Source organism: Hymenobacter amundsenii (assembly GCF_002204745.1).
In the GTDB taxonomy this organism is placed as follows: Bacteria; Bacteroidota; Bacteroidia; order Cytophagales; family Hymenobacteraceae; genus Hymenobacter; species Hymenobacter amundsenii.
Map to the genome: position 1 here is coordinate 1 of NZ_NIRR01000023.1, position 12,877 is coordinate 12,877.

At 62.3% G+C, this 12,877-nt stretch carries 9 protein-coding genes and 3 tRNA genes; 5 read left to right on the top strand and 7 right to left on the bottom strand.

Annotated features, from left to right (window positions below):
• Positions 1–186 precede the first annotated feature (186 nt).
• Complete coding sequence (locus tag CDA63_RS13460; protein ID WP_088464984.1) at positions 187–909, top strand: 3-keto-disaccharide hydrolase; 723 nt, start codon at positions 187–189, stop codon at positions 907–909.
• Positions 910–968: 59 nt separating this feature from the next.
• Here the strand turns inward: CDA63_RS13460 and CDA63_RS13465 are convergent, their stop codons facing one another.
• The 5 genes from CDA63_RS13465 to CDA63_RS13485 form a co-directional block, all read right to left on the bottom strand.
• The gene (locus CDA63_RS13465; RefSeq protein WP_199797533.1) at positions 969–3,593 is read right to left on the bottom strand and encodes a TonB-dependent receptor; all 2,625 of its coding nucleotides are present in this window, start codon (positions 3,591–3,593) and stop codon (positions 969–971) included.
• A gap of 124 nt (positions 3,594–3,717) precedes the next feature.
• A complete protein-coding gene (locus CDA63_RS13470) occupies positions 3,718–4,011 on the bottom strand; it encodes a hypothetical protein (protein WP_088464985.1) in 294 nt (97 codons plus the stop codon).
• 150 nt (positions 4,012–4,161) lie between these two features.
• Positions 4,162–4,235, bottom strand: a tRNA-Arg gene (locus CDA63_RS13475).
• A gap of 48 nt (positions 4,236–4,283) precedes the next feature.
• Positions 4,284–4,359 (bottom strand) — tRNA-Pro (locus CDA63_RS13480).
• Positions 4,360–4,458: 99 nt separating this feature from the next.
• Positions 4,459–4,546: transfer RNA gene (locus CDA63_RS13485), tRNA-Ser, on the bottom strand.
• 189 nt (positions 4,547–4,735) lie between these two features.
• Between CDA63_RS13485 and CDA63_RS13490 the strand changes: the two genes are divergently transcribed.
• The 4 genes from CDA63_RS13490 to CDA63_RS13505 all read left to right on the top strand — a co-directional run bounded on the left by CDA63_RS13490 (position 4,736) and on the right by CDA63_RS13505 (position 9,798).
• Positions 4,736–5,740, top strand: coding sequence for a VWA domain-containing protein (locus tag CDA63_RS13490; protein WP_088464986.1), 1,005 nt, complete (start codon positions 4,736–4,738; stop codon positions 5,738–5,740).
• Positions 5,737–6,714 carry a tetratricopeptide repeat protein gene (locus tag CDA63_RS13495; protein WP_088464987.1) on the top strand — a complete coding sequence of 326 codons (978 nt, stop codon included), beginning with the start codon at positions 5,737–5,739 and terminating at the stop codon, positions 6,712–6,714. Before CDA63_RS13490 ends, CDA63_RS13495 begins: the two co-directional genes overlap by 4 nt.
• A gap of 259 nt (positions 6,715–6,973) precedes the next feature.
• Positions 6,974–8,155 (top strand): acetyl-CoA C-acyltransferase, encoded by a 1,182-nt coding sequence (locus CDA63_RS13500; RefSeq protein ID WP_317044050.1) that lies wholly within the window; start codon positions 6,974–6,976, stop codon positions 8,153–8,155.
• A gap of 206 nt (positions 8,156–8,361) precedes the next feature.
• Positions 8,362–9,798 (top strand): toxin-antitoxin system YwqK family antitoxin, encoded by a 1,437-nt coding sequence (locus tag CDA63_RS13505; protein WP_088464988.1) that lies wholly within the window; start codon positions 8,362–8,364, stop codon positions 9,796–9,798.
• A 25-nt stretch (positions 9,799–9,823) separates the two neighbouring features.
• Here the strand turns inward: CDA63_RS13505 and CDA63_RS13510 are convergent, their stop codons facing one another.
• Together CDA63_RS13510 and CDA63_RS13515 are read right to left on the bottom strand one after the other, a co-directional pair.
• Positions 9,824–11,134 (bottom strand): sensor histidine kinase, encoded by a 1,311-nt coding sequence (locus CDA63_RS13510; protein ID WP_088464989.1) that lies wholly within the window; start codon positions 11,132–11,134, stop codon positions 9,824–9,826.
• A 222-nt stretch (positions 11,135–11,356) separates the two neighbouring features.
• The gene (locus CDA63_RS13515; RefSeq protein WP_088464990.1) at positions 11,357–12,739 is read right to left on the bottom strand and encodes a sigma-54-dependent transcriptional regulator; all 1,383 of its coding nucleotides are present in this window, start codon (positions 12,737–12,739) and stop codon (positions 11,357–11,359) included.
• Positions 12,740–12,877: the final 138 nt, after the last annotated feature.

Genomic DNA, 12,877 nt, shown 5'->3' on the forward strand with positions numbered 1-12,877 from the left:
GGGCGCTACAAACATCCATTCGCCATCCGTTACGTCGCTGGGGTATGCTCTTTGCTGTGCCATACCCCAAATTACGCTACCAGTGCATAACAGGCTCTAACGCCCAGTGCAGCCCCAACCTACCTCTGGAATGCGCTGCTCGACCAGCCCCTCTCCCACTGGGACAAGTTCATTGGCGTGCCTCACGTGAGCGTTAACCTACCCGGCTACACCAGCCCCGATGGCATCACCGGCATCCCGCTGGGCCTGCACAACGATCCGCTGAATGTATTCAGCGTGATGCAGGAGAACGGTGCGCCCGTACTGCGCATCAGCGGGCAGATTTACGGCGGGCTCAGCACCAAGCAGGAATACGGCAACTACCACTTCAAGGCCGAGTTCAAATGGGGCATCCGCAAGTACGAGCCCCGGCTAAACGACAAGCGCGACAACGGAATTCTCTACCACGCCAAAGGCCGCCACGGGGCGTTCTGGAACGTCTGGATGTTGTCGCAGGAAATGCAAATCCAGGAATCGGATATGGGCGACTACTTCGCGCTGGGACCGGGCATGGACATCAGGGCGACCTACCGGGCAGCAGACAACGAAACCGAGTGGATATATACGCCCACGGCTTATTTCCAACCGTTCGGGATGGGACAGCCGGGGCGCTGCCGCCGCAGCCGCAACAACGAGAACCCACTGGGCCAGTGGAACACGGTGGAGCTGATCTGCCTGGGGCAAAAAAGCCTGCACATTGTGAATGGCGAGGTGGTGATGGTGCTGGAAAACTCGCGGGAGAAAAAGCCGGATGGCTCAACGAGCCCGCTCACGGATGGCAAAATCCAGCTGCAGTCGGAGGCAGCCGAGGCCTACTACCGCAATATCCTAATCCGGCCCATCACCGAAATTCCGGCCGAATACCGGTAAGTACCCGGCGGCGGGCGAGCGGGCGTTGTAGTTCAACGCCGAGACGCAGATATGCGTCGCTACAGCCCGTAAGTCACCTGCAGATAGTACAGCCCGCCCACACTGGGGCCGCCGAGGTAGCTGACATAGTAGTTGTTGCCCACGTTGCTGGCCCCAAGTTTCAGCCGCAGGTTGGGCGCGGGCAGGTGGTAGCTGAGTTGGGCGTCGAGGGTGCCGTAGGCTGGCACGGTGCCACTCACGAGGAAGGTTTCAGAGAAGTAGCTGGTTTGCCAGCGGTAGTTAAAACCGAAACCCAGGTGGCGGTATACGTTTTCGTGGCCCAGGTTCAGGTTATAGCTCCAGCGCGGCGTGTTAAACCCAGCCTCCAGCCCGTCGCCCGACTCGGTACGGTCGAGGCGGGCGTAGGTGATGCTGGCGCCGGCCAGCAGGCCGCCGGGCACGTCGTAGCGCAGGCCCAGCGAGCCGCCGTAGTTGTATACGCGGCTACGCGAGTTGGTCCAGAGGCGGTAGCGGGCCTGGGTGGCGCGGGCGTTGAGGGCGGTGGCCACGGCGTTCAGGGCCGCGTCGGGGGCCAGCGGCTGGCCGCTGGCAGCGAGGGGCACGTAGGCTTCCACCTGGGCAATAAAGTCGCGGTAGGTATTGGCATAGAAATCCACGTCGGCCAGCAGGCGGCCACCGGGCAGCAGAGCCGCCTTGTAGCCCACCTCCCAGGAGCGCACAAACTCGGGGTTGAGGTAGGTGTAGGGGTTTTTGACGAGTAGGTTCTGGCTGGCGGCCACGGCCTGGCTGCGGCTGAGCCCGCCGGTGTTCACATCCCGGGTCACGGCCGCATTAAAGGCGTCGATGGAGCTGCGCAGGTAGCTGCCCTCAAACACCCCGTCCGACATCACCCGTAGCCCCCCGATGCGCTTGACCTGCCCGCTGTTGACGTTGGAAAAACCTTCGAACAAGCTCGGGAAGCGGTAGCCACTCTGGTAGCTGAGCCGGAAGTTGTGGCGGGCCGTGGGCGAGTACACGGCCGTAAGCCGGGGATTGAACCGGAAGCTAAAATAGCGGTTCTTGTCGGCCCGTAGCGTGGCCGTGAGGCGGAGCTTCTCGCCGGGCAGCAGCCGCGCCCCGGCCTGCGCAAAGCCGCCCGTTTTGCCGTAGGCCAGGGTACTAAACTGGTCGCGGCCGGGGTTGGGGTTGATGAAGTAGTTGCCGTCGGGCTGCACGAAGTAGGTGCGATGGTCGGCCCCGACGAGCAAGTCGGCCCAGGCCGGCAGACCCTTGCGCCCGCCCTGCTGCAGGGCCGCACCCAGGTTGGCCTGCACTTCGGCGTGCAGCAAATCGGCTTGCACCCGCAGGGCCGCGCCCTGGTCCCAGTTGTTGATGTCGGCCAATGCGTTGAGGCGCTGCCGGAACTCCGAGGTGCCGGGCTGCAGGCGGCCGGCATCGGCGGCTACCCGGGCGGCGGCGTGGGCATGGGCTACGGTTTGGCCCTTGCCTATAGCCCGGTTCCATCCGGCAGTGTAATCGGCATTCCAGGCGTTGTCGGGCTTGAAGCTGCGGTCCAGGTTTTCGGCGGCCGAGCGCAGGTTGTAGCTCCGGCCGGTATTTTCCTGCGTGAAATAGGCCCGCGCCTGCACTACGGGCGTCGTGAGTTGCAGCGCGTGCTGCTGCAGGCGGTAGTCGGCCAGCTGGAAGCGGTTGCTGCGCTGGTACACATTGTCGAAGCGGGCGCCCCGGTAAGTGTAGGCCAGCTCCGTGCGGGCGTTGGGCTTGTAATGCAGGGCCACATCGTATTTCAGCGTCTGCAGATGATAATCCACGACGTCGCGCTCCAGGTAGCCGGTGCGGGCCACCTGGTAATTCTTGCCGCCTAGCATCAGCGTCGTACGGTCCGACGATTCGTTGCCGTAGCTGCTCACCGGGTCGCGGGCGGGGTTGTTGGGGCCCAGCAGGCCGGTGCTGGCGTTGCCATTGGGGTTGAGCTCGGTCGGATCGGTGGCCATCCAGTCGTAGCCCCGCAGGTAGGTGCCGTTCACTTTAAAGGCCCACTTCGGTCCTAGCACCCGGGCGTAGCGCAGGCTGGTTTCGGCGTAGGGCCGCGGGCCGGTATTGGGGTCGTTTACGTGGTTGACGCCTACTTTTTGCTGTACGCTCAGGCCCCCGCTGACAAACGGGTTGCGGGTGCTGAAATTGGCCAGCCCATTGATGGCGTTCAGCCCATAGAGCGCCGCGGCCGTGCCGGGTACAATCTCTACGCTCCTGATATCCAAATCACTCGGCCCGAGCACGTTGCCAATTGGCCCGCCGATGTGGGGGGCCTGGTTGTCGATGCCATCCACGAGCTGGGCGAAGCGCACGTTGGTGGTATTGGCAAAGCCGCGGGCGTTGAGCACCCTGAACCCCAGACTGGGCGTAATTACCTGTACGCCCTTCACCTGTTCCAGGGCATCGAAAAACGAGGGCGCGGGCGCGAGCCGCAGGGCCCGGGCGTTGAGCTTCTCCACCGTCACGGGCGACTGCAAAATACTTTCCTCCACCTTGGAAGCCGCTACAACCACCTCCCCCAGCATCACCGGCCGGCGGGTGGTATCGGCCCCGGTGGCAGCCGGTGCCTGGGCCTGAGCCAGCCACGGCAGGGTGCTCAGAAGCGGTAATAACCAGAACCGGAAAGTGGGAAACGGAGCAAAAGCCATGCGTTATGTTTTCACAAACATAACGCATGGCGACGAAACAAATTAGCTTCCCACCGGCCGGCTATCAAACTCCCTGGCAAGTATGAACCCTAGATTAAACGCCGCGCAAGCGCCCGCCCGCATCTTACACTAATATGCTTTCCTCGATAGCCGCCGATATATCCACTTCCTCCATCGGCGGCAATGGGGCAAAGCGCGACTCATGGAAATTAGCCTCCGGAAACCCCGGGGCCACGTCAGCATTATTTATTTCCTGCAGCGTAATGCCGTAGCCCTTGTGGGTGTAGTATATGCCACGCACCTTATAAATGGGGCCGCGCTTAGGGGTCCGGATATTGGGATTTTGCACCAGCAGCATCGTAAAGTCGTCGTTGGTGCACACAACTTCCTGGCCGGGATGAAAAAGAGGCGGTTTCATATAGTAGGAATGTAGGTGTTGGTACTTGGCACGCAGACAATATGTTTTGGCAGCCGAACCAATTGGTTAATACCGGGGCACTAGCACCCAGCCGAAGCCTACCCACAAAAAAGCCACTTACCCCGGCGGCTAAGTGGCTGATTATGAGGGTGGCCCCGATGTGATTCGAACACATGACCGGCTGCTTAGAAGGCAGCTGCTCTATCCAGCTGAGCTACGGGGTCAAAAAACAAAAAGCCGCCCGCCCCAAAGGCGGGCTGACGGCTAATTGCTGGTCGGGGTGGCAGGATTCGAACCTGCGGCCTCCTGCTCCCAAAGCAGCGCGATACCGGGCTACGCTACACCCCGAAAGAATAATTAAAAGTTGAGAATTAAAAATTAATTACCTGGTGCTATTACACAGCAGTTTTTAATTTTTAATTCTCAACTTTTAATTAAAAAAATGTGCGGAGAGGGGGGGATTCGAACCCCCGGTAGCCTTTAGAGCTACGGCAGTTTAGCAAACTACTGGTTTCAGCCACTCACCCACCTCTCCAGGTGGCATTGCTTTCCGGTTAAAAGCTGTGCAAATATACGAGCGGAAGGGAGAAACAAACCCTCTTCAAAAAAAATATCTTCCATCTTGCCGCCGCGTTCAGCGGTATAGAGAGGCTTTCTGGCTTTCCGGAAGCCCCTTTTCGCCTTGCTTTTCCGTTGGTTGTATTGTGAACATGAACCCGTTACCGTGGCGCTGAACTGGGCTTACTGGCCGGGCTGGCCGGAAGCAGCGGCGGCCCTGTTTTTTTTATTTTTTTACCTGGGATACCTGTTTCGTACCCGTCGGCTGGCCGCTCCGCTGGGGCAAAGCGGGGGCCGCCTGGGCTGGAAGCTGGCCCTGCGCTTACTATACGTAGGCTTGCTGGGCGCCGCGCTACTCGGCCCCGCCTATGGCCTCACCCAACACCCGGTGCGCACCGCTGGCAAAGACATCTGGCTGCTCGTAGACCTATCCCGCTCGATGGACGCGCCCGATGTGCCTCCCTCGCGGCTGCAGAAGGTGAAAGCGGAATTAGCCGCTCTGGTGCGCCGCTTCCCAGCCGACCGGCTAGGACTGGTGGTGTTTTCGGGCGAAGCCTACGTGCAGTGTCCGCTCACATACGACCAAGATGCACTTCTGCTGTTTCTCAGCACCTTGCAAACCGCGCTGGTACCGCCTACCGGTACCGACCTGGTGCCCCCGCTGGAGCTGGTGCTCGGCCGCCTCGGTCCGCCCGCCCCCGAAACCGCCCTGCCCCAAGCCCTGCCCCAAGCCCTGCCCCGGGCCACTGTGCTGGTATTGGTAACTGACGGGGAAGATTTCGGCGACAACCTCGAACCCACTGTGCGGGTGCTGGCCCGCTCTGCCACCCGGGTATTTACAATGGGCGTAGGCACTACCGAGGGCAGCCGGATTCCGGCCCCGACTGGCCAGGGCTACCTCCGCGACGCCCGGGGCCGCGACGTAGTGACGCGCCTGGTAACGGCCCCCTTGCGGCGGCTGGCCGAACAAACCAACGGGCAGTATTTTGAACTTAGCGCCGAGCGCAACGAGTTTCCCCTCCTGCTCAATGCCCTGAACAGGGTAGAAGGCCAGGCCCAACAGGTGCGGACCGTATCGGTGGCCGATGACCGCTACCGCTACCCGCTGGCCCTGGCCCTGCTGCTGATTATGCTTGACGTTCTGATCACTGTGAAAGTAATTCGGCCATGAAGATTCTGTTGGCGGGCAGCATACTGCTGGTAAGTTTATGGGGCGGCATCACGCGCATCCACGACCGCAATGCCGCTGTGCAGCGCGGGGCCGCTGCCTACGCTCAACAACACTACGCGGCGGCAGCGGCGGCCTACCAGGATGCCGCGCTCCGGTTTGGCGCTACCGACGATGCCGTGTGGCTGAACCTGGCCCACGCCACCGCCCGGGCGGGCCAACCGGCCGAAGCCCGCACCTACTACGGCCGCCTGCTGAACAGCCCCAATCTGCCCATCCGGAGCGTGGCGCTGCAGCAGCTAGCGGGCCTGGCAGCCAGCCGCAGCGAATATGCCCAGGCCGTGGGGTTGCTGCGCCAAGCCTTGCTGGCTAACCCCAAAAATGCTGCCGCCCGCTACAACTACGAGGTGCTGCGCGAATTCCTGGCCGCCCGTCGCCCCCAGGCCCCTGCTCCTCCCCCGCCCGGCTCCGATGGCAGCCCGGAAGCCGCCCAGAACGGCCCCCGCACCCAGAGCCGCCCCAAAGCCGGCCCCGACACGCCCGGTCAGCGCCCCGACCCCAGCCAGCTCCAGGACCCGAACAGCGCCCCCGAGCGCCGCCCCAATGCCAACGGCCAGCGCGACTTAAATCAACCTTCGGCCCAACCCGGTAACTCGGCCACCGGTGGCTTCCGGCCCGGCGCGGGGCAGCAGCGCAGCGTGGCCCAGGGCAGCCAGCCCGGCACCGTGCGCGGCCTCAGCGACGAAGAAAACGGCCCCGAAGCGCCCGGCGGCACCAGTCGGCGCGGCGGCACCGAAACGGCCGCACCGGATGAGGCCAACCTGCAAACCCAACGCGCCCGCCTGCAACAGATGAACCTCAGCCCCGGCCAGGCCCGCCAGCTCCTCGAAGCCCTGCACACAGCCGAGCAGCAATATCTCCAGCAACTCCCCCGCAAAGCCACCAAACCCGCCGATAAGAGCAAGCCGGGATGGTAATTTGGTGAACGAGTGAGTTGGGGAACAGATGATGTGGGAACCAGTAAAAGTGGAGTGTCATGTTGAGCAGCGCGAAGAATCTCGCGTGCACTGCCAACTCTCGCCTTGCTGAGCGTTAATGGTAAAAATTGCCATTGCACGCGAGATTCTTCGTGCTGCTCAGCATGACACCTGTTTTACTGGTCCCTACATCATCAACTCACCATTTCACCTTTCGTACCTTTAGGCTCTAAACTCACCCCCACCCAACAACTCAATTATGCAAATCAAAGAAGTAGTCATTGTCGCCGCCGTGCGGACCCCTATTGGATCATTTGGCGGAAGCCTGGCGTCGTTGTCGGCCATTGAGCTGGGCGCTATTGCTATTAAGGGTGCCCTGGAGAAGGCCGGCCTCGATGGCAAGGAAGTGCAGCAGGTAATTATGGGCAACGTTATTTCGGCCAACCTGGGCCAGGCTCCGGCCCGCCAGGCCGCCAAGAAAGCCGGTCTGCCCGACACCGTGGAATGCACCACCGTAAATAAAGTGTGCGCCTCGGGCTCGAAAGCCATTATGTACGGCGCCCAGGCCATCATGCTCGGCCAGGCCGACGTGGTAATGGCCGGCGGCATGGAAAGCATGAGCAACGTGCCGTATTACCTCGACAAAGCCCGTTTTGGGGCGAAGTACGGTAATGGCCAGATGATTGACGGCCTGATGAAAGATGGCCTCTGGGACCCGTACAACGACTACGCCATGGGCAATGCCGCCGACGCCACCGCTGCCCATTACGGCATCACGCGCGAGGACCAGGATGCCTTCGCCCAGCAGAGCTACGAGCGGAGCGCCGCCGCCGCCAAAGCTGGCAAGAAGAAGGACGAAATCGTGCCTGTCACCATCACGGTACGCGGCAAGGAAACCGTTATTTCCGACGACGAGGAGTACCTGAAGGCTGATTTCAGCAAGTTTTCCAGCCTGCGCGCCGCCTTCACTAAGGAAGGCACTGTAACGGCCGCCAACGCCTCCACCCTCAACGACGGCGCCGCCGCCGTGCTGCTCATGAGCCGCGAGAAGGCCGACGAGCTGGGCATCAAGCCGATGGCCATCATCCGCGGCTTCGCCGATGCCGAGCAGGCTCCCGAGTGGTTCACCACCACCCCATCGTTGGCTATTCCGAAAGCGTTGAAAAACGCCGGCCTGGAGGCTTCCGACGTGGATTTCTACGAAATAAACGAGGCTTTCTCGGTGGTTTCGCTGGCCAACAACAAGCTCCTTAACTTGGAAGGCACTAAGGTGAACGTGTACGGCGGCGCTGTTTCCCTGGGCCACCCGCTGGGCGCTTCCGGCGCGCGCATCGTGACCACGCTGCTGAACGTGATGGAGAACGAGGGCGGCAAAATCGGCGTCACCGGCATCTGCAACGGTGGCGGCGGAGCCAGCAGCATTGTGCTGGAGAAAGTATAGGGAGCGGTCAGCTTTCGTTTTATATAACTGAGACTTCAATTTGAAAGCCCTGCCGCTTGTTTTGCGGCAGGGCTTTTGTTTGCCGGGTTTCGCACGGTCCTGGGGTGGTGTTACACGGCCGTCCTGCTACCCTGTGTTGCCCCACCGCGAAACCCTGCGTAAAATCCGAAACGCACTACTTTGCCATTTCCCCCGTTCTTGCTGCTATGAAGCGAATTTTCATCCTGCTACTACTCACTTCCACCGCCGTTCAGGCCCAGAAGCTGCGGCGGCTGACCACCTATTTCGACTCCACGAATGTGCACAAGCGCGAGGTTTTTTCGGCGCTGGTGGGGTCCGATACCGTGATGCAGGGCCCGTACAAGCGGTTTTACTACGCCGGCAAGCTCGAAGCCCAGACCCGCTACACCGCCGGCAAGCGCGACTCGGCCTACGTGGAGTTTCATCCCAACGGTGGACGGCGACTCGAAGTAACTTACCAGGACGGCGTACGCCAGGGGCCCTTCAAAACCTATTACGACACCGGTAAGCTGGCGCAGGAAGGCTCTTTTGAGGCCGATGAGCCCAGCGGCGAGCTGCGTTACTACTTCCCCGATGGCCGCGTGAAGCTCGAAACCACCCTGGCTAAGGGCCAGCCATCCGGCCTGGTGCGGGAGCTCTATGATTCGGGCAAACCCAAGGCCGAAATCACGTTTACTGAGGGCCAAGCCAATGGGCCGGTGAAAACATACTACGAAAACGGCCAGCTCCAGAGTGAGGGTACGTATAGCCGCGGTCTGCTGGCCGGCCCCTACAAAACGTACTACGACAACGGCCAGACGGAAACGGAAGTGCTAGCCGACAAAACCGGCCGGGGTAGCTACCGCACCTTTTACCGCTCGGGCCAGCTCCAGACCGAGGGCACCTACGTGGCCACCCCATTGGTGGGCCGGGCCGTAAAAAATCCGCTCGGCGACGACCTCACAAAGCAGGCCCGCTCCCTGGCCGGCGGCACCACCAACCTCGATGGCCCGGCCAAGGCCTATTACGAGAGCGGGGCCATCAAGAGCAAGCTGAACTACCGCCAAGGCGTGTTGCAAGGCACCCAAGAAGATTTCTACGAATCGGGCAAGCCGGAGCAGAAAATCGAGTACGGCAACCAGGCCCGCGACCGGAAAATCACGGCTTATTTCGAGGACGGCAGCCTGCACCGGGAGCAGCAGTATAAGAACAACCTGCCGGTGGGCCAGTGGCGCACCTACTTCCCAGGCGGCAAGCAGGTGCAGCAAGTGGAGAACTACCAGAACGGCCGCCTCGGGGGCGAGCAACTAACCTATTACCCCACCGGCCCGCTGCAAAGCAAGCTGCTCAACGAAAACGGCAAGCCCGCCGGCCTGGCCCAGTCGTTCTATCCTTCGGGCAAGCTGCAAGCCGAAACCACCTACGTGCGCGGCCTCAAAACCGGCCCCTACCGCCTGCTGCGCGAAGACGGCACCCCTGAAATGAGCGGGGCCTTCCGCAATGGCAAGGAAACGGGCGTTTGGTCCTACTTCGGCCCCGATGGCACGACGGTAAAGGAGAAAAAGACTTTCCGCAATGGGCAAACTGTGGACCCCAACCAGACCCCGCCGGTAAGGCCCACCCGCAAACCACCAGTTCGGTGAGTGAAGGGGTGACACGGAATGTCATTCACTCATTCACCGCAAACCACACCGTAAACGCCGTGCGGCCGTTTTGCTGGGTTTCCAGGCTGAAGCGGAAGTTGTGCTGGAGCAGGATGTCGCGGGTGAGGGTGAGGCCGATGCCCTGGCCGTCGCGCTTGGTGCTGAAGAAGGGCGTGAACAGGCGGCGCTGCACTTCGGGGGCCAGGGCCGGGCCGTCGTTTTCGATGACCAGGGTGGGCGGATTGTGGTTCGTGCGCACCCACACGTGGCCGTTTTCGCCGATGGCTTCGAGGGCGTTTTTGCCGATGTTGAGCAGGGCCTGCTCCAGCTGCCGGGCATCTAGGTTGACCACGAGCGGCCCCGCGGCCAGCGCCAGGTGCCAGCTGATGCGGCGGTTTTGGGCTGGAATGTGCAGCAGACGCGTGAGGTGGCGGAGAAGCTCGTGCACGTCGGTGGGTGCGGGATGCGGGGGTGGAAGGCGCACGAGGTGGGCGAAACCGGCCGTGAAGTTGACCAGGTTGGTGTTGCGCTGGATGGCTACGTCGAGGGCTTCCATGAAGTCGGGCGCGTCGGCGGGCGCGAGCTGGGGCGCGTAGTGATGGAAGCTGTTGAGTAGCGAGTTAATGGCCCCGATGGAGTTGTTCACCTCGTGCGACATCATCCGGATCAGCTGCTCGTAGGCCTGCTTTTCCTGTTTGATCAGCTCCCGGGTCAATTCTTCGAGCAAAATAAACTGCCGGCTAAAGCCCCGGTCGATGAAGTGGGAACAGCTGGCCCGGTAGGTTTGCATGCCCGAGAGGCGCACTACCTGGGGCTCGGCCTCGCTCAAGCGGGCCAGGGCCGCGCCCCACTCGCCCGGCAGCGTGCCGGGGCGCTGGCCCAGCAGGGCGGCCGCCGATTGGCCCAGCATTCGTTCGGCGGCCGGGTTCACGCCCTCCATTTCCCCATCAAAGGAGAGCAGCAGCAGCCCGGCCGGCGAGGCCTGAATCAGGCTTTCGAGCAGGTGGCTTTTCTCGTGCCGGGTAACGCGCTCCTGCCGCAGGGCGTCCATCATGTGGTTGTACACGCCGATGAGTTGGTCCATTTCCCGCTGGCCCACGGGCACGAATTTCAGGGAGAAATCCTGGGCCTGAATGGCCGCCGTGCCCGCCGCAATCAGCTCAAATGGCCGTACGAAGCCCCGGTACAGCTGCACCGTGAGCACGATGCTGATAAGCAGCACCACCTCCAGCCCCACAAACAACGGCGCGTTGGTGCGGATAAACTGGGCCGCCAGCACCACCAGCACCGCATGAATCAGGACAACAAAAAGCAGGAATTTGACGCGCAGAGACATTCGGGGTAGGGCTGGCGGGGGCTGAGGAATTGGCAAACAACCAGGTTAACGGGCTGGTGAGAGGCACAAGAACGATCATGCTGAGTGAAGGCGCAGCCGCAGTCGAAGCACCTCTACCGCAATGGTAACCCTGTCGATTGCAACGAAGCGGTAGAGATGCTTCGACTGCGCTCAGCATGACCGTTCTTTTTACCCCAGGCCCCCACCTCATTTCCCCCGCCCCTACCCTTCCGCCGCCTCAATTCCGTACTTCTCCAGCCTTCGGTATAAAGCCCCCCGGCTCAGGCCCAGGGCTCGGGCGACGCGGCTCAGGTTGCCTTCGTAATGGGTCAGGGTGCGGCGGATCATCTGGGCTTCCAGCTCTTCCAGGGTCATGGTGCCGGGTTCGGGCAGCTCGTTGGGGCCGGTGGCAACGGGTAGCGCGGGGGTCTGAGCCTGGAAATCTTCGGGGCCCAGTTCGTCCTTGCCCGAAACCAGCACGGCACGCTCCACCACGTTTTTCAGCTCCCGGATGTTGCCCGGCAGCGGCTGCTCCTGGAGCCAGTGCAGGGCGCGGGTGCCCACGCGCAGGGCCGGCCGGTGGTAGGTGGCGCGCAGGCTTTCCACGAAGTGCCGCACCAGCAGGCCAATGTCCTGAGGCCGCTCGCGCAGGGCGGGCAGGCGCACGGTTATCAGGTTGATGCGGTAGAACAAATCCTCGCGAAAGCGGCCCGCCCGCACTTCCTCGGCCAAATGACGGTTGGTGGCGCAGACCACCCGGATATCGAGGCGACGCGGCTTACTGTCGCCGAGCACTTCGTAGGTGCGGTCCTGGAGCACGCGCAGCAGCTTCACCTGCGAATTGAGGTCGAGCTCCCCGATTTCATCGAGGAAAATGGTGCCGCCCTGGGCCATTTCGAAGCGGCCCACGCGGTCGGTTTTGGCATCCGTGAACGCCCCGCGGCGGTGGCCGAACAGTTCGCTTTCGAACAACGAGGCCGAAATACCGCCCAGGTTCACCTTCACGAAGGGCTGGCGGCGGCGGGGGCTGTTGCGGTGCAGGGCCTCGGCAATCAGCTCCTTGCCCGTCCCCGATTCGCCCTCAATGAGCACCGAGGCATCGGTGGGCGCCACCTGGCCCACCTGGCGCAGTACGTGCAGCAAACCAGCATCCTGGCCCACGATACTCGTAAAATCGTACTGGGCATCGAGTTGGCGCCGGCCGAGGGCGGCGGGGTCGGTGAGAACCGGGTCGGGTTCGGTGAGGGCCAGCACCGTGCGGATTGTCTGGAGCAGGTGGTCGTTGTCCCAAGGCTTGGTAACGAACTCGGCGGCCCCGGCTTTCATGCCCGCTACGGCCAGCGCAATGCTACCCCAGCCCGTGAGCAGCACCACCGGCAAGCCCGGCCGCAGCCGCTTGAGCTGGGCCAGCAGTTGCAGCCCGTCGTGGCCGCTGGTATCGAGCGAGAAGTTCATATCGAGGACCACCAGCCGGGGCGCGTTCTTTTCCACGAGGCGCAGGGCCTCGGCGGGCGTGGCCACGGCTTCGGCGGGGTAGCCATTCTGCTTCAGCAGCAGGCGCAGGGAAGTGCGCACGGCAATATCGTCGTCAACTAGTAGAATCATGGACCGTTTGGGTATCGGACGGGCAGTTTTCCCGCAGCGGAGCGCGGAGGTTTTCGCGGAGGTGGGCCAGGGACTATCAGGAGCGGGCAGAGCGGCTGCATAAGCAAGTTGCCATCATGGGCAGCCTGCCCGGGCGGC

What these genes read in the sequence shown, in the direction of transcription:
- CDA63_RS13465 (WP_199797533.1), bottom strand. Translation starts at nt 3,593, where the DNA reads ATGGCTTTTGCTCCGTTTCCCACTTTCCGGTTCTGGTTATTACCGCTT.
- CDA63_RS13470 (WP_088464985.1), bottom strand. Translation starts at nt 4,011, where the DNA reads ATGAAACCGCCTCTTTTTCATCCCGGCCAGGAAGTTGTGTGCACCAAC.
- CDA63_RS13495 (WP_088464987.1), top strand. Translation starts at nt 5,737, where the DNA reads ATGAAGATTCTGTTGGCGGGCAGCATACTGCTGGTAAGTTTATGGGGC.
- CDA63_RS13500 (WP_317044050.1), top strand. Translation starts at nt 6,974, where the DNA reads ATGCAAATCAAAGAAGTAGTCATTGTCGCCGCCGTGCGGACCCCTATT.
- CDA63_RS13505 (WP_088464988.1), top strand. Translation starts at nt 8,362, where the DNA reads ATGAAGCGAATTTTCATCCTGCTACTACTCACTTCCACCGCCGTTCAG.
- CDA63_RS13510 (WP_088464989.1), bottom strand. Translation starts at nt 11,134, where the DNA reads ATGTCTCTGCGCGTCAAATTCCTGCTTTTTGTTGTCCTGATTCATGCG.
- CDA63_RS13515 (WP_088464990.1), bottom strand. Translation starts at nt 12,739, where the DNA reads ATGATTCTACTAGTTGACGACGATATTGCCGTGCGCACTTCCCTGCGC.